Source organism: Winogradskyella poriferorum (genome assembly GCF_050618035.1).
Taxonomy (GTDB): Bacteria; Bacteroidota; Bacteroidia; order Flavobacteriales; family Flavobacteriaceae; genus Winogradskyella; species Winogradskyella poriferorum_A.
Genome location: NZ_JBODPY010000002.1, coordinates 392,730 through 412,158, shown reverse-complemented (window position 1 = coordinate 412,158; position 19,429 = coordinate 392,730). Strand labels below are relative to the sequence as shown.

At 35.1% G+C, this 19,429-nt stretch carries 23 protein-coding genes; 4 read left to right on the top strand and 19 right to left on the bottom strand.

Annotation, left to right across the window (positions count from 1 at the left end; translation table 11 throughout):
* Positions 1 to 93 precede the first annotated feature (93 nt).
* The 18 genes from ACRHOC_RS06695 to ACRHOC_RS06610 all read right to left on the bottom strand — a co-directional run bounded on the left by ACRHOC_RS06695 (position 94) and on the right by ACRHOC_RS06610 (position 13,297).
* Positions 94 to 849 carry a DUF6090 family protein gene (locus ACRHOC_RS06695; protein ID WP_431157814.1) on the bottom strand — a complete coding sequence of 252 codons (756 nt, stop codon included), beginning with the start codon at positions 847 to 849 and terminating at the stop codon, positions 94 to 96.
* 91 nt (positions 850 to 940) lie between these two features.
* Positions 941 to 1,519: a hypothetical protein gene (locus ACRHOC_RS06690; RefSeq protein WP_431157813.1), complete on the bottom strand. Its 579-nt coding sequence runs from the start codon at positions 1,517 to 1,519 to the stop codon at positions 941 to 943.
* A 53-nt stretch (positions 1,520 to 1,572) separates the two neighbouring features.
* Positions 1,573 to 2,154, bottom strand: coding sequence for a DUF1287 domain-containing protein (locus ACRHOC_RS06685; protein ID WP_431157960.1), 582 nt, complete (start codon positions 2,152 to 2,154; stop codon positions 1,573 to 1,575).
* Between the two features lie 74 nt (positions 2,155 to 2,228).
* Positions 2,229 to 2,792 carry a hypothetical protein gene (locus ACRHOC_RS06680; protein ID WP_431157812.1) on the bottom strand — a complete coding sequence of 188 codons (564 nt, stop codon included), beginning with the start codon at positions 2,790 to 2,792 and terminating at the stop codon, positions 2,229 to 2,231.
* Between the two features lie 65 nt (positions 2,793 to 2,857).
* The gene (locus ACRHOC_RS06675; RefSeq protein WP_431157811.1) at positions 2,858 to 3,349 is read right to left on the bottom strand and encodes a hypothetical protein; all 492 of its coding nucleotides are present in this window, start codon (positions 3,347 to 3,349) and stop codon (positions 2,858 to 2,860) included.
* A 122-nt stretch (positions 3,350 to 3,471) separates the two neighbouring features.
* Positions 3,472 to 4,254, bottom strand: coding sequence for a class I SAM-dependent methyltransferase (locus ACRHOC_RS06670; RefSeq protein WP_431157810.1), 783 nt, complete (start codon positions 4,252 to 4,254; stop codon positions 3,472 to 3,474).
* Between the two features lie 156 nt (positions 4,255 to 4,410).
* Positions 4,411 to 4,908, bottom strand: coding sequence for a hypothetical protein (locus tag ACRHOC_RS06665; protein ID WP_431157809.1), 498 nt, complete (start codon positions 4,906 to 4,908; stop codon positions 4,411 to 4,413).
* A gap of 113 nt (positions 4,909 to 5,021) precedes the next feature.
* Positions 5,022 to 5,594: a DUF4870 domain-containing protein gene (locus ACRHOC_RS06660; RefSeq protein WP_431157808.1), complete on the bottom strand. Its 573-nt coding sequence runs from the start codon at positions 5,592 to 5,594 to the stop codon at positions 5,022 to 5,024.
* Positions 5,587 to 6,072: a hypothetical protein gene (locus ACRHOC_RS06655; protein ID WP_431157807.1), complete on the bottom strand. Its 486-nt coding sequence runs from the start codon at positions 6,070 to 6,072 to the stop codon at positions 5,587 to 5,589. The genes ACRHOC_RS06660 and ACRHOC_RS06655 overlap by 8 nt, the downstream gene beginning before the upstream one ends.
* Before the next feature lie 162 nt (positions 6,073 to 6,234).
* Entirely contained in the window at positions 6,235 to 6,969 is a 735-nt protein-coding gene (locus ACRHOC_RS06650) for a hypothetical protein (RefSeq protein WP_431157806.1), read from the bottom strand.
* A 101-nt stretch (positions 6,970 to 7,070) separates the two neighbouring features.
* Positions 7,071 to 8,078, bottom strand: a complete 1,008-nt coding sequence (locus ACRHOC_RS06645; protein ID WP_431157805.1) for an alpha/beta fold hydrolase — start codon at positions 8,076 to 8,078, stop codon at positions 7,071 to 7,073.
* Positions 8,079 to 8,159: 81 nt separating this feature from the next.
* Complete coding sequence (locus tag ACRHOC_RS06640; protein ID WP_431157804.1) at positions 8,160 to 8,855, bottom strand: lysostaphin resistance A-like protein; 696 nt, start codon at positions 8,853 to 8,855, stop codon at positions 8,160 to 8,162.
* Between the two features lie 31 nt (positions 8,856 to 8,886).
* Entirely contained in the window at positions 8,887 to 9,444 is a 558-nt protein-coding gene (locus ACRHOC_RS06635; protein WP_431157803.1) for a DUF4870 domain-containing protein, read from the bottom strand.
* Positions 9,445 to 9,580: 136 nt separating this feature from the next.
* Entirely contained in the window at positions 9,581 to 10,327 is a 747-nt protein-coding gene (locus ACRHOC_RS06630; RefSeq protein ID WP_431157802.1) for a YebC/PmpR family DNA-binding transcriptional regulator, read from the bottom strand.
* 81 nt (positions 10,328 to 10,408) lie between these two features.
* Positions 10,409 to 10,696, bottom strand: coding sequence for a 4a-hydroxytetrahydrobiopterin dehydratase (locus ACRHOC_RS06625; protein ID WP_431157801.1), 288 nt, complete (start codon positions 10,694 to 10,696; stop codon positions 10,409 to 10,411).
* A 50-nt stretch (positions 10,697 to 10,746) separates the two neighbouring features.
* Positions 10,747 to 11,577 carry a sugar nucleotide-binding protein gene (locus ACRHOC_RS06620; protein ID WP_431157959.1) on the bottom strand — a complete coding sequence of 277 codons (831 nt, stop codon included), beginning with the start codon at positions 11,575 to 11,577 and terminating at the stop codon, positions 10,747 to 10,749.
* Positions 11,578 to 11,602: 25 nt separating this feature from the next.
* A complete protein-coding gene (gcvT, locus tag ACRHOC_RS06615; protein WP_431157800.1) occupies positions 11,603 to 12,685 on the bottom strand; it encodes a glycine cleavage system aminomethyltransferase GcvT in 1,083 nt (360 codons plus the stop codon).
* Positions 12,686 to 12,820: 135 nt separating this feature from the next.
* Entirely contained in the window at positions 12,821 to 13,297 is a 477-nt protein-coding gene (locus ACRHOC_RS06610) for a hypothetical protein (RefSeq protein WP_431157799.1), read from the bottom strand.
* A 128-nt stretch (positions 13,298 to 13,425) separates the two neighbouring features.
* Between ACRHOC_RS06610 and ACRHOC_RS06605 the strand changes: the two genes are divergently transcribed.
* Positions 13,426 to 14,835 (top strand): FAD-binding oxidoreductase, encoded by a 1,410-nt coding sequence (locus ACRHOC_RS06605; RefSeq protein WP_431157798.1) that lies wholly within the window; start codon positions 13,426 to 13,428, stop codon positions 14,833 to 14,835.
* Positions 14,836 to 14,837: 2 nt separating this feature from the next.
* Here the strand turns inward: ACRHOC_RS06605 and ACRHOC_RS06600 are convergent, their stop codons facing one another.
* Positions 14,838 to 15,686: a UDP-2,3-diacylglucosamine diphosphatase gene (locus ACRHOC_RS06600; RefSeq protein WP_431157797.1), complete on the bottom strand. Its 849-nt coding sequence runs from the start codon at positions 15,684 to 15,686 to the stop codon at positions 14,838 to 14,840.
* Positions 15,687 to 15,891: 205 nt separating this feature from the next.
* Between ACRHOC_RS06600 and aroC the strand changes: the two genes are divergently transcribed.
* The 3 genes from aroC to gshB all read left to right on the top strand — a co-directional run bounded on the left by aroC (position 15,892) and on the right by gshB (position 19,427).
* Entirely contained in the window at positions 15,892 to 16,959 is a 1,068-nt protein-coding gene (gene aroC / locus ACRHOC_RS06595) for a chorismate synthase (protein WP_431157796.1), read from the top strand.
* A gap of 37 nt (positions 16,960 to 16,996) precedes the next feature.
* Positions 16,997 to 18,322, top strand: a complete 1,326-nt coding sequence (locus ACRHOC_RS06590; RefSeq protein ID WP_431157795.1) for a dicarboxylate/amino acid:cation symporter — start codon at positions 16,997 to 16,999, stop codon at positions 18,320 to 18,322.
* Between the two features lie 67 nt (positions 18,323 to 18,389).
* Complete coding sequence (gshB, locus tag ACRHOC_RS06585; protein WP_431157794.1) at positions 18,390 to 19,427, top strand: glutathione synthase; 1,038 nt, start codon at positions 18,390 to 18,392, stop codon at positions 19,425 to 19,427.
* Positions 19,428 to 19,429: the final 2 nt, after the last annotated feature.

Genomic DNA, 19,429 nt, shown 5'->3' with positions numbered 1-19,429 from the left:
TTCAGATGAAGGTAAAAATAATCAAATAGTTTATAACAGTCTTACTTTCTGCAGATGCTTGATTAAGCAATAGCTAAAGGCCATTGTTGAATGTTATTTATTTTTAAGTTCTGGATATTTAGCTTCCATAAGGTTTATCAATTCTAAAGCCTCCTCTTTAAGCTCCTTAAAAAAAGTAGTATTGTATCTACATGTTCTTAAGATGGATAGTAAGTGCTCATATATGATCTCATTATTTAGATACTCTTGGATATAAGCTGATGATAATTTAGCGTTTTTTGATTCATATTTAAAGTCTTTTAAATTCCCAATAGCAAAATTAGCGCGTCTTAAATCCATTCTAATTTGCAGTGGATATTCTTTAAAGTTAGAAATACGTGTGTCAAAATTTTTATAAAACTTGTCTAATAAGTTAGAAAGTGAATCATTTTTAAGTAAACTGCTTTGACCAGAACTCTTAAGTTTATCGAAGGTGTTTAAGTCTCTGTCTATAATAAATAATCGTCTAGGTTCCCAATGATTTTTAGTAAATAGTACTGTGTCGGTAACTACTTTATTTTTTGATTCAAATACATTTAGAATATATTCAGTTCCGTCATATTGCTCACTTAAACTATTTAGTATTTCATCAATATTAGTGATCTCAATTTTTAAGTCTTTATATATTTCTTTTATATACTCCTTCCCACTTTGCTCAATCTTTCTTCTTTCATTCCAATTATTAATCTGTAGAGCAATTAAAATACCAATAACGACAAGTATAATCTCTCCTATGGCATAGAGCAGGTACTCACTAAACTTATTTTCAGAGAGCAAACGCTGACGTATTTTTCTAAAGAATTTAATCATTGGTTGGTGGTTTATTGAAAGATAGCAAATTGCAATGAGACGTGTGTAATAAATAAATTAAAGCAAAATTTTCTATAAGCATCTCGTTCATTTATTTAAATATTTCAGTGAGATAGACGATCCCAAATATCCAGCCCACGTAGAGTAGGGTGTAAGTAAGGGCATAAACTGCAGAAATTCCGAGGTCACCTCTTGTGTCTTTTGTTTTACTAAAAACAAATTTTAATGCTCTAAAGAATATCCAATAAAGCATGGCTAAAATTATAAATAAAGAAAACCAAAATACAGCTTCAAGAACAACTAATAATACAACGAACAGAATTGACATTATAATCCATAAAACAATGGACAAAAGCAATCCGCCAATACCATCTCCAACATCAATTGAAGGGATATCAAACGTTGGTGAGGCATTTCCGATGATATTACCACCTTCAAACTTTTGAAATTTTGGAAAATCGTCAATTAGCCCAATTGCTGTGTAAAGGCCATACGTCATAAACAGGAATAAAGCTGTGGCAATGATACCAAGTGACCAATAGAGATTCGACGTTAAACTTCGGTTGTAATTTATACCAGTGAGATAAACGGTAAGAACTGTAATTCCGATTACAAATAATGAAACTATAAAAACAGATTTTCCTTTTAGATATGGTTGCTTGGTTTTCAATTTTTATGATTTAAATATGATAAATGTATGATTATACGGTTATAATATACATTTCATATTTTATATCTGTAGTGTCCTATGATTTTATATTCAAACAGGCAGTCTTGCAAAACTTGTCCGGCTCCAATATTATGAACGATTAAGTTTCGTTTACCATCAGATGATTTTTTATCAACTACAATTCCAATATGTGTGACAGCTCCTCCTAAATTCCAACAAACAATATCTCCAGGTTTGTAATCCTTTGGATCCATAGATATTACTTTGTCTGCGCCTTGCCTTTTAAAAAATGTCATGAGATTAGGCACTCTGCGATGGTCGATATTTTTATCTGTGGAGCGCAGTCCCCAAATTTTTGGGTAGGCACTAAAGTTAGCTTTCATATCCTCATGCACTTCCTTTTGGAGATCAATTCCAATTTTTCTGTAGGCACGAATTACCACATCTGTGCAAACACCTTTGTCCTTTGGCACATCACCATTTGGATAATCTATGGAGAAGTAGCTTGGGTCATAAGTAACTTGTTGCTTTATTAATTCCAATGCACTTTGGGAGAGATCAATTTGTGCAACTGTTGTTTGAGCAAAACAAAGTTTAAGACCTAAAATTAATGCTATTAGAAATGTACTTCTCATATAAGCTTTAACGTGATCGTATTTGGTTTGTTGTGTTTTAATGCCGTTCCCAGAAGTTCCCAATTACATCTAATTTAATTCTTTAAAGGAAATGTAATACCTACTGCAAATGCACCAGCAAACTGTTGCACTGTGGGTTGAAAATAATAGGTGAGTCCTAGATCGACATTATTGTTTTGTCCCAGTTCTAGCCCTAACGAAAATGGAATATGGTAAATGAGACCACTTCTTTCTATATTGTCAAAGGCTGTAAAGGTTTCAAACTTCCCAATCGAAGTTCCTATGCCTATTTCTATGTAAGGTGCTACCCACGGAATAGGTGCTCTAAGTCTTGCTTTTCCTCCTAGTAGAAAGGCTTTTGATTCGGCTATTTCATCAGTAGGATTGCCATTGAGGTCTTCTCCATTAGATTTGGTAAGGATAAAGCCTGCATATGGTCTTAACTCCACCCACGATTTTACCTTAAGGACTAATTCGCCTTGTGCAAAAAAACCATCGTCGGCAACGTCTGTGATGCTATTGTAGGGTACGCTTAACCCATATCCGATTTGAGCATTGATTGATTTTTCTTTTATGAATTGTGCTTTGGCTAAATTTGAAGTTAAAACGATAACAAGTAGGAGTAGTGTTTTTTTCATTTAATGTATAAGTGTTTTGCTCTGTTAATGTAATTTAAGATGTATTAGCTTCTGTTCTTGGGTTTCTAAAGACTATTTAATTCTGCTAATTTGTCGATTAAAAGACTTCTGTAGCTTTCCATATAATCTGGATAAATGGCATTTCTAAATCGCCAAGATTTATGAAAACCATTATCGTCTTGATATTCTAAATAGAGACCTCCATTTTCATTAGTGCAGTTAGGGCAATCTAAATAGCCATTAGGTTCATTAAATATATCTTCCGGTAACTCTGTTATCAATGATTCAAAATCTTGGTAATAGGCGTTATCCATAAGTTGAAAATTACCCACAAAAAAAGTAGTCTCAGGATAATTATAATCGATGTCCCTAAATACATTTCCGGTATCTAATTTGTAGATCGTAGAACAATCACCAGAACAGCTAGAATCTGCAAACCAACCAAAAATAAGGGTCCCATCTCTTTGGGTACCTTTGTTGGTATTGTCATCTTCAGAACTGCAACTAAACAAGGTTAGTATTAAGAATAAGGTTAAAATAAAATTCAATTTTTTCATGATGTAAATTTGGTTTAATTTTTCGTCTATGGTTTAGTAATTAATAATTCCCGTTGTTGGCAATAATTAGTTCTTACTGCATTTAGCGTACTTCTGCCCGAAGGGTATACACTATAACCTGGTTAGCATACGTTTTCTTCCTTTACAGCAACTATTCTAATTCTTTTATAATCCGCATACCATTTGTTGTTAATGAGGCATTTGTCCTTTATCAGCTCTTGTACTTCGTTTTTTATTTCTTCTATGTGTTTTTCTAAAACTCCAACAAAAAAGCTCTCGGCAAACATCGAAATCCAATCCTTTATTCCAGATTCCTCATCGGCAAGTTCAGTTGGTCTGTCATAATGCTCTGCAGAAAGTACTCTAAATCCGGCAGATTCAAGTTCCGTGCAATAATCTCCAATGGAAGGAAAATACCATAAATCCAAATTGGATTGGTTCTCATAACCTCGCAGCCTTAATGCGTTTCTTAATTCATTAACTATTGTTTGAACATTACCTTTCCCTCCAAACTCTAGGACAATTTTTCCGTTTGAATTTAAATTTTCATACATACATTTTATAGCATTCCTAAAATCTTTCACCCAATGCAGTGTCGCATTTGAGAATATCGAGTCAAATTTTTCATTAAAAAGGAAATTACTGGCATCCATGACTTGAAACTCAATTTCAGGGAACTTTGATTTAGCGTCAGCTATCATTTCGACAGATTTATCGATACCGATTGTTTCTTTTGCAAATTCATTTATTTTAGAAGTCAATTGCCCAGAACCACAACCTAAATCCAATATTCTTTGATTTCCTTTTGGGTCAAGCAGTTTTATAAGGCTTTCACCATATTGATAAACAAAAGAATGTTTTTCATTATAAAGTTCAGGTTTCCATTTCGTTGTAGTATCTATCATATCAATTGTTTGACAAGGTGTTGGTGTATGGTTTATGCTGTTTGAGTTCTAAGTTAGCAAAAAAGGAGAGCAGAGGGTTTGGATTTCGCTAGAAATTCGCGAGCCATGTTTAAACACAATGAACTAAACACGTTGTTGTTACCAGTTATTATTCGATTATTTTTTTTTACTCGCACCGAGCCAGTATTCAATCAATGAATCAACACTAATGATCAAAACGATAAATAAAATGGTAATTCCCAAAGTTATTAATCTATTCTTAACAGGAATACTATTTTTTGATTCAAAGTTGGTAAGCTTATTTACTATATCGATCACTACTTCTTTATTGAAGAATAGGATTAAAAGTAACATTAGAAAAACTATTATAGCATTGGCTAATGCTGGATAGACATCTAGAAAAATGATATCAAAAACGATAATGTTTAGCATGATAGGTAATAATATCAATACGCCTATCAATTTTGTTTTATTCCATAATAGAAACCAGGCTCCTAAAAGTTGAAATACACCAATGAATAAAATATAAGCATAAGAGTGTCCCATAAATGTCCATGCTAATGAAAATCCGTTTGCTTCACCTAATGTTGTGTTTGCGACTTCGGAAGGTATGTTTCCTTTCATGTAGAACTGTCCACCAAAAATTTTGGACACTCCATAAATGTTTAGGATAATAAAAACGCACTGACGAAAGACAAGTTCGAATGTCGCCTTGTAATTGAGATTAATCATGGTTACTAATTAAATGAAATGTGGTAAAGCTGAGTTTAACTTAAGAATTGAATTAGCGTTGGATACTTTATCGATTTTCCATTATGATATCTTAAAGAATTAGATATGACAATGATAAAATTCAGGAAATACATTGCACTAATTGTTATAAATAGTCCGGAAAAAGAAACAGTTGATAGTCCGAGTTTTGAAAAGACAAAAAGACCAATAATCATCACAAACAAAAGCAATGTCCAGGATAATTGAAAATTTAAAATGGACTTTCCAATGCGATCCATATTTTTGATCTTATCTTTTTTTGAGATCCAGATTATTAATGGAATAAGTATCCCAAGAAATGGAAAAACTATAAAGCTGAGTTGCGACAGATTTAATCTTAGAAGCGCTTTACTATCTTCAATAATTTGCCAATCCATTAATTCGTTGGGCGTAATACTTAAAGCATATGACAATCGTTTAATAGAATCTCCCGTAGGTTGAGTTTCACCATTTTCAACTCTTTGGATAGTTCTTAAACTCAAACCGGATTCTTCAGCTAAAAATTCTTGAGACATACCTTTTTGTTTTCTCAATTCTTTTATTCTTGATCCTAAGAGATTCTTATTCATTCTCTAATGTTTTAGTTTTAATGATAACTGCTTTTCTATTTCTCAATATAGCAAGTGTAATTGAACCTAATATAAATCCAGGAATAATTTGAATTAGAGAACCATAACCTACTTGATTTAGTATCGCTTGACCAAAATTATTAAAATAGTCTCCATAATGAGTCCCTATTTCCCATTTAGTATCAATCCACCAAAGCAAAGCAACAGGAAATCTTGAAATAGGTGAATAAATTAGTAATGCAAGGAATAGTATAAGATATGAATCTTTTGCATTGGATAATTTTATTCCCCAATAAATTGAAAATCCTATAGTAAGCCAGAGTAAACCAATAATAAAAATGGCACTTTCTGGTAATCCAGCGAGTTCAAGGGAAAAGCGAATTGGGGTTAAAATAATCGCAATTAGAATAGCTTTTTTGGCTAATTGAAACGCTTTTTCGAATATCAATTTTGGAATGATTCCGTTTACTTTTTTCATCAATATAAATATTTTTAATTGTATGAAACAAAAGTAAATATGGTTGATGGACATTGATGTCGTCATCTATATGACATCTTTACGTCATCTATGTTTTAATTGGTTACAACGGTTTTGGCTATTCGTAGTTGCACAAGTTAGCCATTATTATGCCTAGTATTTTTATTTTTCTCCTTTTGGTATTGTTCCATTCATCCATTCTTTTATTTGAAGTTCAGAGCCTGGTAACATAGCCATTTGTTTACTTTCCATATCAATTACACAAAATGCAAGAATATGATAGTCTAAATTATTATATTTCTTAGCAATTTTGTCATTTCCAACTTCGGATACATATCCTAAAAGTCTAAGAATTTTTCCTTCTTTTTCGTATCCACTATTTACAAGCGAAGCAATCCATAAACTACTTCCACCTTCTAATTTCACTTGATAATAGGGTTTATCCTTATGTGCAGAATATACTTTGGTTACAAGTGCATTAAAAGCAATAATTTCACCATCAAGTTTCTTAATTTTCTTTAAGTCTTTTCCTTCAAAATTTGTTGGGCAAGGATTTTTAGTTGTTGGTTTAGTTGATTTTTCTGCTTCTGTTTGAATCAATGATCTGATTTTTTCACAATTTTCGTTTAAGGTTGGAATTATTCCGTTTTTAATTTTCTCCAAAGCACCCTTTTCAACTAATGATTTTTGTTCTGTTGAATTTACAAGACTGAAAATTTGATTAAATTCTTTGTCGTAGCAACGGTTAATTTCTGGTTTAATTTCTTCGTAAGATTTTATATCATCTTTGATACACTCGCAAATCTTATTAGATACTTTTTGGGTTATCGATTCGATGTTTTGACTAAAACTTGTTAGGCTAATCAAAATTAAAACTACTGTCGTTATTATCTTCATTTCTTATATTATACACTACGGTCTCTGCTATTCGTAGTTGCTTTATTTAGCGATTAGTTACAACCAATTTTGAGTGTAGCTTATTAAATGAGTTTACTAATCTAGTCATTATTGCTAACGGAAATTAAAAACTTCATCATAATCTCATCGGCCTTTTCAAATTTTTTCATCATATCTGTTTCCTCAATGTCATCGATGTTCTGTAGGGTTAAGTTATCTCCAAATGCATTTTTTAAAGCGTCCATATTTTTTTTTGTAGGATCATTATCTACATAGTACTGCTTTATTCTACCTTGTAGCTCTTTATCGGCGTAAAGCGAGTCAAAATAGCTCTTAGCCTTTTCATTTGGGATAAATGCATTATCAGGTTGCAAGTAGTTAAGCAACTGTAAATTCATCTGAGCTATTTTAATTTGATCAGAGTATGGCCAAAATAATGGGATTTCAATTGTTTTTGAATCATCATTGTAGAATTTTGGCTCATATTCGTAACTAGGCATGTCAATTTCGGGTGCGCGATCACCTAAATCAGTTGCTGCATAAGAACAGTAGTACATAAAATCTCTAAGCTCCTTGTTTTTAATAGGTATGGTCTTGTACATACTCATAGGCACTGCAACCATGGCATTAACTCTATTAGGATAATGCTCTGCCATGTAGAACATCACTTGCGGTGCTGTTGTTCTACCAATAAGTGTAGCAGTCTCAATCTTCATTTTATCCATAAAGGCCAAAATATCCTTGGCAACATTCTCAACCTTATAGATGTCCTCTCCATCCTTATCAGAATTACCATAACCTCTGTATATAGGTGCATACACTCGATAGTGTTTGGATGCTTTAGTAAGCATATCTCTCCAAGCTACGTAATTTTGATAGTAAGTCATATTATCTTTTAAGGCAGAGGCGTTATGAACGCCCTGTATATGAATGAGTGTATTTCCTTTACCTCCAAAATCCATGTATTCCATATTCATTCTCGAGGTCTGAATCATTTTGGCTTCGTAGGGTTCAGAATCAGAGTTAGACTCCTTCTCATTAGCTCCTAAGTCTTGGCCATAGGTTGTTAACAGAAATAGGCATAAAATGGTAGTTAGTATTGATTTCATATTTGATTGTATTAATTATGCACTAAAAGCATGTTATCTGTCTGTAGTGTATTAACATACAATATACTCATTTTCTTACAGTTACAGTATCTTCAGATTCCTCTTAAAAAATGACTTAGCACAGATCAAGGTCACAAGACTAGGGAAGAGGCCCTTTGCAATTAAAAACAAGAAATTATAGCCTTCTGTTAAGGCTTCTCGGGAGACTTCCATAAAGACGAGCTCACCATATGGCTGAGATGCAAAGAAAAAGGTATTCATAAGGTTTATGCCCACATGTAAGCTCAAACCCAAGTAGATGGATTTTGTTTTGTAAAACAAATAAGCCCAAACATAACCTGTAAAGCCTGTGATACAGACCACATAGAGAATAGGAATAATACGGTTAAAGCCCATACCATAAGAGAACACATGGTAAACACCAAATACCAATGCAGATAGCCAAATGGCATAGGTTGCACCAATGCGTTGAATTAGTATATACAACAACGCTCCTCTAAAGACAAGATCCTCCGTGAGTGCAGAACGTAAATGGTAATAAGAAGCCTTGAGAATTGTACTGAGATTCAAATCTGTGTTGCGGTGCCATTCTATTTGCAATACATTGGTTTCTATACCTATGTTAACCAGTACGACAAGCATTATAAAAATAAAGCCTACAGCAAACTGTACAAGTCGTGCTTTATTAGGTATAAGACCTAAAGCATTGAGGTTCTTAGCCTCGATTAGGTATAGGAGTACCCAAGAGACTGTTAGGATACATAATAAGCCTAGCATCTATAATAGTATTTGGTGATAAAAAAGGTGTTTATTTTAAAAAGGGAATCGCCAAAGGATAATTGTAAGTATGGTTCCGCAAGGCTGAGCGAACATTAAGTAGCGTCATTATGATACTAAACAACACAAGACCTGCGGTTATAAAGTAGTTATAACCTGGTATGGCAAAAAATAATAACAGGGAGAGTACAAGATATAACATGATGGAACCATGAAAATTAACTATGGCCTTACCATGTGCATTGTATAAGGGATTGTCATTGGCTTTATGGATCCAAAGAAAAAGCGGTACAAAAATATTAGCAAAAGGGATGATAAAGCCTAAAAAGGGTGTGGCATGTAATAAAAGCATCCACTTACGTTGTATAACCTCTTCATTTGGGTTGTCTACCACAACAAGATCTTCAACTTTTATGTCTAGACTATCAGCTAAGAGTTTTACAGTTTGGAGGTGTGGTGTCACCTCTTCTTTTTCGATACGTTGTATCGTTCTAATACCAACGGTTGAATATTCAGCGAGTTGCTCTTGGGTAAGACCTTTTAGCGTGCGATGGTATTTTAAGCGTTTTCCTAAAGTTTTGTTTTCCATTTTATAAATTTTAATGGTACAAATTTACCATGCAACCGCTGTGATCCTTACGTCATTTAAATGTCACCTATCTGTCATCTTGAGTGTTTATAGGTGTTTGCAAAGGGTAGTGCTAAAAATTTTGTGGAAAATGGTTTTATTCCGTGGCTTCTTCCATAGTGTGGTAGACGTTCTGTACATCGTCGTCCTCTTCAATCTTTTCGAGGAGTTTTTCCACATCTTCCATCTGTTCTGCACTAAGCTTTGTGGTATTATGAGGTATACGCTCAAAACCAGAAGACAGGATCTCTATATTGTTTTCTTCTAAGTAGGATTGAATGCTTCCAAAACTTTCAAAAGGTGCGTAGATCATAACACTTGTAATTTCATTACCGTCAGCATCTTCGTCGGTATCTTCAAAGATTTCTTCAACACCAAAGTCAATCAATTCTAACTCGAGTTCTTCCATATCGAGATCATCGCCTTTAATCTTAAAATTACAGGTATGGTCAAACATAAAAACTACAGAACCTGAGGTACCGAGACTACCGTCACACTTATTAAAGTAGCTTCTTATGTTGGCAACGGTACGTGTATTATTATCGGTTGCTGTTTCAATTAGAATAGCGATACCATGTTGGGCATAACCCTCAAACAAAACCTCTTTATAGTCACCTTGGTTTTTATCGGAAGCACGTTTTATGGCACGCTCTATATTGTCCTTTGGCATGTTTACCGACTTAGCGTTTTGAATAACCGCTCTTAGTCTGGCATTACTGTCGGGATCTGGTCCGCCTTCTTTTACGGCCATTACAATATCCTTACCAATACGTGTAAAGGCCTTACTCATTGCGGCCCAACGCTTCATTTTTCTTGCTTTCCTAAACTCAAAAGCTCTTCCCATAAATTGTTTGTTCTAGGTTGTTAGAAATTTTAAATCCCAAATATAAATGATTTCAAATGTTTTGTAAAAGTAATTGCAGTTCTATTCTTCTACTTCAACAATAGCCTCAATGGCTTCGGCCAAATCAAAATCTTTTTGGGTAACGCCTCCTGCATCGTGCGTGGATAATGAAATTTTTAAAACGTTATAAACATTGCTCCAATCGGGATGATGGTTTAAAGCTTCGCACTCAAAAGCGATGCGACTCATGGCACTAAAGCAGTCCTTAAAATTATCGAACTCAAACTCGGCATGTATCGCATTTTTATGGTATTCCCAATCAGGAAAGCGTAGTAACTTTTTTTCAATAGTAGAATCGTCTAGTTTCATATGTGATTTGTTTCAACTAAAATTACTAAAAGAATACTCCTAATGCAAGCTTACTTTTGCAGTTCTTCTAAGACGCCATCACTGGTAATCTGTAAATGCTTTGGTAGCTTATTAAATTTAGGTAAGACGGCTAGGTAACGGTCTTCATTAGTAGTATAAACGTGCTTAAATTTTACATTGCCATTGGCAAAAATCTTCAAGACGTTTTTTATAAACTCATCGTGATGTACCAAATCAGTACTACCCAAATGGAAGATACCGTATTTATTGCGGTTAATAATGTAATGAATCTGTTGCGTAACTTTTTTATCGAGCGTTACATTCATAATAAGGTTAGGGAAGATCTCAACGGGTTCCTTCTCACCAACCAATTGTTTTATCTCTTGGATTCGAGGTGAATTTGGACCAAATACCATTGGTAAGCGCAGTACAGCAACTTGCTTTTTTGGTAAGCGCAAGAGCATGTTTTCAATCTTTATCTTAAAGTGCCCATACTTACTATGGCTTAAAGTTTTATCGAGCTCATAACTTGGGTATTTGCTATAGGCATCGAAGGCATTAGCTGAAGATAGAAAGAGGATGCGACTACCATGTTCTAAAGCATATTCTACAATATGTTGGTGGGCAATGGTCTGCGCATGAAAATCGCCACGCATAGCTGAAATAATAATTGTAGGTCTGCAGGCTTCTAGGATTTCGTAGACATCATCTTCCTCGACATTATAATTAAAAAACTGCTTATTGGTTTCATAAACACGCTTTGGTGTGCGATAAGTACCGTAAGTCCTAAAATAAGGTCCTAGTTCTTTATAGAGCGCATTGCCTATAAAGCCACTACCGCCAAGAATAAGTATACGATGTTTATTTAAATCCTTCTTCATTCCCATTCGAGCACATCAAAATCACTTACCCTTTATAAAAAGGTAGTTTTACCACTGTAGCAGGTATCGCTTTTTTACGCACTTGAATGTTGATCTTACTATCAACCTTTGAGAATACTTTTGGTACATACCCTAAACCAATGCCAACACCAAGACTTGGACTCATTGTACCAGAAGTGACATTACCTATGGTTTTGCCACTGCTATCCACAATATCATAACCATGACGTGGAATGCCACGCTCATCGAGTTTAAAAGCCACTAACTTGCGTTCTGGCGTGCGTTCTTTTTCATCTTGAAGCGCTTCGCTGTTTGTGAATGGTTTATTGAATTTACAAATCCAGCCAAGACCAGCTTCGATAGGAGAGGTGGTGTCATCGATGTCGTTTCCGTAAAGGCAATAACCCATTTCTAGACGCAGTGTATCTCTCGCTGCTAAACCAATTGGTTTAATACCAAATGAAGCGCCAGCTTCTAATACTTTATCCCAGATTTGTTTTACCTCGGAATTCTTACAGTAAATTTCGAAACCACCACTACCTGTATAGCCAGTTGCTGATATAATGACATGCTCAATACCTGCAAAATCACCCACTACAAAATTGTAGAATTTAATAGAAGCTAAATCATGGCTAGACAGAGACTGCATAGCTTCAACTGCTTTAGGACCTTGAATGGCCAGTAAAGAATAATCCTCACTTAAATCGCGCATCGTTGCACCAATATCATTTTTAGAACTGATCCAATTCCAGTCTTTTTCGATATTACTCGCATTAACGACTAGCAAATATGTCTCTTCCTTTACCTTGTAGATAATTAAATCGTCTACAATACCGCCATCATCGTTTGGTAAACAACTGTATTGTGCTTTACCAATCTCTAATTTTGAAGCGTCGTTACTAGATACTTTTTGTATAAGGTCTAAAGCATTAGGACCCTCGATAAGGAATTCGCCCATATGCGATACGTCAAAAACACCGACTGCATTTCGCACGGTTTCGTGTTCTATATTAACGCCTTCGTATTGTACAGGCATATTATAACCAGCAAAAGGCACCATTTTAGCACCCAAGGCGATATGTGTATCTGTTAATGCAGTATTCTTCATGAGTTTTTGTGTATTGATTTCAATTAAATGCAGCGCAAAATTAATGAAATTATGAGCGCAGAAATAAAATATTATGTTAGAATTTAAACAAAAAAACCACCTGGAAAGGTGGTTTATAATACGTTTAAAATGGTCTTAGAATTTATAACGGATACCTAAGGCAATATCAAAATCGAGATCGTCGTTAAAATCGCCAAATCCAAATTCTGGTCTAAAGTCTAAAGAGAGTAACAATGGGATATCAAAATGATACTCTATACCAATATTACCAGCGATAAATACAAAAGTTTCGTCATCTAAGGCGGGGTTTTCAAATCCATAAGATCCTAAACCACCACCAGCACCAGCATACCAGTTAAAATCACCATCGAGTTCATAAACCCATTGGTAAACACCAGTAAGTTTAAAACCATCATAGTCTCGCGCACTGCGCCAGCCGAGATCAACTTCGAGTCTGTTATTTTCACCTAAGGCGCGTTGGTAGGATACTTCGGCACCAAAACCATCACTATCGCCTAATCGTAGTCCAATGGCATTCTCCGAAATTTGTTGTGCATTAATAGATAAAAGTCCTGCAAAAACAGTAACTGCGGTTAAAATTAATTTCTTCATTTTATTTCGTTTTTAATTGATTTTCTAAAACTTTACAAAAATAACGCCAAAAGCGAATTTATATTAGAATTCTTTATAGTTTTATGAACATATTTTAACAACTTAAATACCGAGTTGTCCTAATAAAAATGACGGAAACAAAGCGAATGAATGCACTTTTAGAATCCTTTCGGTCTATTTTAAATAATGATCAAATTTTATATGGTGATGCTTTAAAACCGCGCTATCATCATATATGGCATATGGACCAGTCTTTAGAGGCTGTTGCCATGTTATTACCAAGTAGTACAGAGCAGGTTTCTGAAATCATGAAGATTTGCCATACAAATGACCAACCTGTTATTGTTTTCGGTGGACTTACCAATTTAGTTGGGAGTACCGAGACCAAAGGTAATGAGGTGATTATCTCTATGGAACGCTTAAATAGTATTGAAGTACCAGACCTACAAAGTAGAACTATTACTGTTGGTGCAGGTGCTATACTAGAAAACGTACAGAATACCGTAGCGGAAAGCGGATTGCTATTTCCATTAAATTATGGTGCTAAGGGTTCTGCGCAGATAGGTGGTGCAATATCTACCAATGCTGGTGGCTTGCAGGTAATTAGGTTTGGAATGACTCGTAATTTGGTGCTTGGACTCGAAGTCGTTCTTGCAGACGGTACCATTTTATCATCCTTAAAGAAAGTAATAAAAGATAACTCTGGTTATGACCTAAAACACTTATTCATTGGTTCTGAAGGTACTTTAGGCATTGTCACTAAGGCTGTGCTTAAATTGGTAGAATCGCCTAACAGTCGCATTAGTGCCTTTGTAGGTATTAATGATTATAACAAGGTGGTAGAATTTATGCGGTTTGTAGACCAAGGGCTAGCTGGCACTTTAAGTAGTTATGAACTCATTTGGAAAGAATCTTTTATAACGCTTACCAAAGACCCATCGATAGACCGTGCACCATTACCTTATGATTATAACTACTATGTTCTAATTGAAGGTTTAGGGAGTAATCAAGAACAAGACCAGATTAGAATGGAGCACTTGTTAGAGAATGCCCTAGAAAACGAATTAATTCTCGATGCTTCACTTGCCTATACCTCTACAGAATTAAAATGGTTTTGGAATATTAGGGAAAATGTAGATGCTTTGGTTGCCGTTTGCGATTATGACCAGCATTTTGATATTAGTTTACCCATCCATGCTATAGGTGATACGATTGCTACAATATCGGAACAATTAAGTGCTTTAGAAGGCGTAACTCATGTGTTTCCTTTTGGCCATGTTGGTGATGGAAATATACACTTTATGATAGGTAAAATAGATGAAAGTGATAATTTAAGAAAAGCAATTAATAATATTGTATATCAGCCTATTAAAGGGTTAAAAGGTTCTGTTTCGGCGGAGCATGGTATTGGTTTGCATAAGAAAGATTACTTAGCACTATGCCGTACTGATGAGGAACTACTTTTAATGCAGCAACTTAAGAAAACTATCGATCCAAAAAACCTTCTTAATCCGGGAAAAATATTAGATCCTAACTAAATTTATTCTTCCTCTTTTTTTGGTTGTTCTACAATAGTAATAGCCGCAATAAGATCTTTCATTTCCATCTCTTGTAAATCGCTATCAGCAAAAAATGGTGCGAGCTTGTCATTGTTGTAGTTGTAGATTTTCCAACGTTTAAATTGATATTCGAGGGCAGTGAAGTTTTCTACCCAATCACCAGAATTAAGATAGGTAGTACTTCCATTTTTTATTTCAATATGCTTTATTTTAGGTTGGTGTATATGACCACAAACCACATAATCATAACCATTTTCAATAGCCAGCTCAGTTGCAACGTTCTCAAAATCATTAATGTATTTAATAGCACCTTTAACGTTATCCTTAATTTTCTTGGATAAAGAATAACGTTCTTTTCCAAATTTCTCCAAGCACCAATTCACAAAGCTGTTGATGACAATAAGCATATCATAGCCCCAACCACCTAATTTGGCCAGCCATTTTGCGTTCTGAATAGAAATATCAAAGACATCACCATGAAAAAACCAAGCACGTTTACCATCGAGGTTTAAAACCAATTTATTCACTATAGAGATGTTGCCAATTTTAGTCTCACTAAACTTGCGCAGCATCTCATCATGATTCCCTGTAATGTAGATCACCTCTGTACCGTTAGAAGCTAGGTCCATTATTTTTTTAATGACGCTTAAATGTGATTTAGGGAAGTACCGCTTTTTAAATTGCCAAATATCTATAATATCACCATTGAGGATAAGGCGCTTAGGCTCAATACTATTAAGATAGGTAAGGAGCTGTTTAGCCTGGCATCCATAAGTACCAAGATGTACGTCGGAGATGACTGCTATTTCTATTTTGCGCTTTCGTTTCAATGCATACTATTAACCGATACAAAGCAACAGATAAAACAGGTATTAGGTGTAAAGGAAAAATTAAAATTAAACGCCAAATTGTTACGGATTTGTTATTAAAATTAAGACCTTAATCTTGGGCTTAACATTGCAATAACACATAAAAAAAAGGGATGTATTTTTGTTTCTCTTATAATACATTTACATTAGCGTAAAATTATATTTAATGGCAGGAAATTCCTTCGGAAAATTATTTAAACTCACCACGTACGGTGAGTCTCATGGTGTTGCAATTGGTGGTGTAATTGATGGTTGTCCGGCAGGAATAAAACTCGATCTTGAGGCCATTCAAAATGAAATGGATAGGCGTAAGCCAGGACAGTCAAAAATAGTCACACAACGTAAGGAGCCAGACACAGTAGAATTTCATTCTGGGATTTTTGAAGGTGTTACCACAGGGACACCAATTGGTTTTGTAATTAAGAACACCAATCAGAAATCTAAAGACTATTCGCATATTAAAGATGTCTACAGGCCAAGCCATGCCGATTATACCTATGATCAAAAATATGGTGTTAGGGATTATAGAGGCGGTGGACGTAGTTCTGCAAGAGAAACAGCATGTCGTGTGGTTGCTGGTGCTATTGCCAAGCAATTTTTAGCCTCCATTAAGATTAATGCCTTTACGTCGGCCGTTGGCCATATTAAGCTTGAAAAGCCCTATCAAGAACTCAATTTTGATAATATCGAAGCTAATGTGGTGCGTTGTCCAGATGAAGCCAAGGCAGAGGAGATGATTGCTAGAATTAGTGAAGTAAAGAAGCAAGGTGATACCATAGGTGGTGTTATAACTTGTGTCATACAAAATGTGCCTCCAGGATTAGGTGAACCTGTTTTCGATAAATTACATGCAGAATTAGGTAAGGCTATGCTATCCATTAATGCCGTAAAAGGTTTTGAATATGGTAGTGGTTTTGATGGCGCCAAGATGTTAGGTAGTGTCCACAATGATAAGTTTAATGAAGATGGTAGTACACAGACCAACCGTTCTGGTGGTGTGCAAGGTGGTATTAGCAATGGGATGGACATTTACTTTAATGTTGCTTTTAAACCTGTAGCAACGACTTTACAGAAACAAGATACCATAAACAGTTCGGGAGAAACTGTAGAAATGCAAGGTAAGGGACGTCACGATCCTTGTGTGGTACCAAGAGCAGTGCCTATTGTTGAAGCAATGGCTGCATTAGTTTTAGCTGACTATACTTTATTAAGAAGACAAGAGACCAATAATTAAAAGCATAAAAACCACGATATTGGTTTTATTCTAGCCTATGAAAAAACTTGCGCTACACTGGAAAATAATAATAGGGATGGTTCTCGGAATCATTTTTGGCTTTATTATGAATGCCAATAATGGTCAGGGTTTTGTATCTGATTGGATTGCACCCTTCGGAACCATTTTCATTAATCTATTAAAGCTTATTGCTGTACCGTTAATCCTGGCCTCATTGATTAAAGGAATATCCGATCTTAAGGATATTTCTAAAATCCGTGATATGGGATTGCGAACTATTATAATTTATATCAGTACAACTTTAGTCGCTATTGTCATTGGGTTGTCCATCGTTAATTTTGTAAAGCCTGGTGAAGGTATGCCACAAGAGACGATAGAAAAGATTAAATTAAAATATGAGAATGATGCTGGTGTAACTGACAAACTTCAAAAGGCGAGTGCACAACAAGATGCTGGACCTTTACAGGCCTTAGTAGATATCTTTCCAAGTAATATTTTCCAAGCTATGGGAGAAGCTAAAATGCTTCAGATTATCTTTTTTGCCTTGTTTGTTGGGATTTGTCTATTGCTTATCCCTGAAGAGAAAGCCAAACCCATGGTCGATATTTTTGATTCACTCAATGAAGTGGTTATGAAAATGGTAGATCTTATTATGCTATTTGCGCCTTATGCAGTATTTGCGCTTATGGCAAACGTTATTATAGCATTTGATGATACAGAGATCCTCATTAAATTGTTACAATATGCCTTCTGTGTTATTGGTGGCTTAATTTTAATGATAGGATTCTACATGATACTGGTAAAAGTTTTTACAAAAAAATCACCACTTTGGTTTTTAAATAAAATAAGTCCAGCACAATTATTAGCATTTTCTACAAGTAGTAGTGCAGCAACCTTACCTGTAACGATGGAGCGTGTTGAGGAACATATTGGTGTAGATAAAGAAGTTTCAGGTTTTGTATTACCTGTCGGTGCAACTGTTAATATGGATGGTACAAGTTTGTATCAAGGTATTGCGGCCGTCTTTATTATGCAGGTGATTTGGCCAGAAGGGCTTTCGTTTACTAATCAATTGATAATTGTAGCTACAGCTTTATTAGCGTCTATAGGGAGTGCGGCTGTACCTAGTGCAGGAATGGTGATGTTGGTAATCGTATTGGAATCAATAGGATTTCCAGCGGAATTATTACCAATCGGATTAGCACTAATCTTTGCAGTAGATAGACCCTTAGATATGTGTAGAACCGTTGTAAATGTTACTGGTGACGCGACAGTATCTATGATGGTAGCTAAGTCTTTAGGGAAACTTCATGATAACCCTAAGCCAAAGGAATGGAATGATAATTATGATGCTGTAAAATAAGTTTTACAAGCTCATAAAAAGTCATTAACTTTAATCATCAACATAACCAATTAAAAAATAATCACAGATGAACATTTGTTTTATAATGTACCCTTGGGAAAATATAGATGCCGAAAACGATACGAGTTTGGCGCTTATTAGGGAATGTGTAAAGCGCAAGCATGGTGTGGCCATGTGTACACCTTCAAACTTAACCATTAGAGATAGTGTTACGAATGCCTTTTGTACGGTAATTGGTCGTATGGACAGGGTACCTTCTACCTTAAAGGCTTTTTACAAGAAGGCAGATTTAAGAGAAGAGATGTTACCCTTAGCTGGTTTTGATGCCATTTTCTTTAGAGCGAATCCACCACTAGATCCTATAATGCTCAACTTCTTAGATTCGGTTAAAGATGATGTTTTTATAGTGAATTCATTACAAGGTATGCGAGAAGCCAATAACAAGCTTTATACAGCGGCTTTTGGTGATGCGCATAGCAATATTATTCCGAATACCCATGTTTCTAAGAATAAGAAGTATCTCATAGATCAGATTAAAGATTCTAAATCAGATAAGATGATTATAAAACCATTGAATGGTTTTGGAGGCTCTGGTGTTATCCTGATTGAGAAGTCTGCCATGAGTAATATAAATTCCTTGCTCGATTTTTACATTACCAATTCTGACGGGACATCTAATTATGTGATTTTACAAGATTATATCGAAGGTGCTGATCAAGGTGATGTTCGAATACTATTATTAAATGGAGAACCTGTTGGTGCTATGAAACGCGTGCCAGGAAAGGATGATCACAGATCTAATGTTACAGCTGGTGGTTCTGTACAAAAACATACTTTAACCAAGGCTGAGAAGGCCCTTTGTAAACAAATAGGACCAAAATTAGTTAAGGATGGTCTTTATTTTGTGGGTATAGATGTCATAGGTGGTAAACTCGTTGAAGTAAACGTGATGTCACCAGGTGGAATAACCTACATTAATAAGGTTTATAAGAACAAGCGTAAAGTAGAGGAGAAGGTTATTGACTTTTTAGAAAGTAAGGTATTGGATCAGTTGCAAGCGTTTGACAGACGTGCTAGGTTACGTAAAACAGTAGAAGAGGCTTAACG